Here is a 2105-nt window from a genome sequence, read left to right on the forward strand (position 1 = left end):
CCTGGTCAACAACGCGGGCGGCGCGCTCGGCGCGGACCCGGTGGCCAGTGCCGACCCGGAGCACTGGCGCACGATGTACGAGACGAACGTCCTCGGCACCCTCAACCTCACCCAGGCCCTGCTGCCCAAGCTGGAGGCGAGCGGCGACGGCACGGTGGTCGTCGTCTCCTCCACCGCCGGCCTCTCCACCTACGAGGGCGGCGCGGGTTACGTCGCCGCCAAGCACGCCGAGCACGTCCTCGCCGAGACCCTTCGCCTGGAGATCGTCGGCAAGCCGGTCCGCGTCCTCGAGATCGCCCCCGGCATGGTCAAGACCGACGAGTTCGCCCTCACCCGCTTCGCCGGCGACACGGAGAAGGCCGCCAAGGTCTACGAGGGCGTGGCGGCCCCCCTCACCGCCGACGACGTGGCCGACTCCATCACCTGGGCCGTGACCCGCCCCAGCCACGTCAACATCGACCTGATGGTCCTCCGCCCCCGAGCCCAGGCCAGCAACACGAAGGTCCACCGGGAACTGTGAGGACCCTCAGCCCTTCACGCAGACGAACTGCTTCAGCTTGGCGACGACCTCGACGAGGTCCGTCTGCTGGGCCATCACCTGGTCGATGTCCTTGTAGGCGGCCGGGATCTCGTCCAGGACGCCCGCGTCCTTTCGGCACTCGACGCCTCGCGTCTGGGCCTCCAGGTCCCGCACAGTGAACCGGCGCTTGGCGGCGGACCGGCTCATCCGCCGGCCGGCGCCGTGCGAGGCCGAGTTGAAGGACTTCTCGTTCCCAAGTCCCTTCACGACGTACGAACTGGTTCCCATCGATCCCGGAATGATCCCGAACTCTCCGGAGCCGGCCCGGATCGCGCCCTTGCGGGTCACGAGCAGGTCCTTGCCGTCGTACCGCTCCTCGGCCACGTAGTTGTGGTGGCAGGAGATCTCCGGCTCGAAGGACGGCTTCGCCTTCTTGAACTCCTTGCGGATGACGTCCTTCAGGAGCGCCATCATGAGGGTGCGGTTGAACTTGGCGTACTCCTGCGCCCAGTAGAGGTCGTTCCGGTACGCGGCCATCTGCGGGGTGTCCGACACGAACACCGCGAGGTCGCGGTCGACCAGCCCCTGGTTGTGCGGGAGCCTCTGGGCGACTCCGATGTGGTGCTCGGCCAGTTCCTTGCCGATGTTGCGGGAGCCGGAGTGCAGCATGAGCCAGACCGCGCCCTCGGTGTCCAGGCAGCACTCGATCAGGTGGTTGCCGCTGCCCAGCGTCCCCATCTGCAAAGCCGCCCGCTCACGGCGGAAGTGGACCGGCTGGGCCACCGTGTCGAAGCGGGACCAGAAGGTGTCCCAGCCCGTGGTGGGGAGGGCGTGGAAGCGGGAGGGGTCGAGGGCGGTGGTGTGCATGCCGCGGCCGACCGGGACGGCCTGTTCGATGCGGGAGCGGAGGCGGGTGAGGTCGCCGGGGAGGTCGTTGGCCGTGAGGGAGGTCCTGACCGCGGACATGCCGCAGCCGATGTCGACGCCCACCGCGGCCGGGCAGACCGCGTCGCGCATGGCGATGACCGAGCCGACCGTCGCGCCCTTGCCGTAGTGCACGTCCGGCATCACGGCGAGCCCCTCGATCCAGGGCAGCGTGGCCACGTTCTGGAGCTGGCGCAGCGCGCCGTCCTCCACGGTGGCCGGGTCGGTCCACATCCGCACCGGGACGCGGGCGCCCGGTATCTCCACGTACGACATAACCGATCAATCCCCCAAAGGTGACATGACAACTCATACGCCGGGCAAGGGTCATTGCTCACGGAAGTCACCCGGACCGGCAGAACGCAAAAGCGGCGCCAGGGCCGGTGAAATGGGACAGGGGACCGGCGACCACGGCGGTGCGTGCGATACACATTGTGTCCAGCAGGCGCCCCGCCGCGGCAAGCGATTAACCAGCGGGGACACTGGAGCATCGACCGGGCACCGCCGTCGGGTCGCACACCGTCCTAAGGAGCCCGACCGTGCAGCGGAAGGCGTACATCACCGGCACCGCCGCCCTCCTCGCGGCCCTGCTGGCAGGCTGCAGCTCGGGCTCCGGCGGCGGCACGCCCACCGACGACGCCAACCCCGGTGACGCCGCCTC

The 2105-nt window shown here is 69.5% G+C and carries 2 protein-coding genes; one reads left to right on the plus strand and one right to left on the minus strand.

Going from position 1 to position 2105, the window contains the following annotated elements:
• On the plus strand, positions 1 to 520 hold a 520-nt coding region (locus tag CCN33_RS30135), incomplete at its 5' end, for an SDR family NAD(P)-dependent oxidoreductase (RefSeq protein ID WP_107484028.1).
• Positions 521 to 526: 6 nt separating this feature from the next.
• Here the strand turns inward: CCN33_RS30135 and CCN33_RS30140 are convergent.
• Positions 527 to 1720 carry an RtcB family protein gene (locus CCN33_RS30140; RefSeq protein ID WP_086696472.1) on the minus strand — a complete coding sequence of 398 codons (1194 nt, stop codon included), beginning with the start codon at positions 1718 to 1720 and terminating at the stop codon, positions 527 to 529.
• Positions 1721 to 2105: the final 385 nt, after the last annotated feature.

Source organism: Streptomyces recifensis (assembly GCF_002154615.1).
Taxonomy (GTDB): Bacteria; Actinomycetota; Actinomycetes; order Streptomycetales; family Streptomycetaceae; genus Streptomyces; species Streptomyces griseoluteus.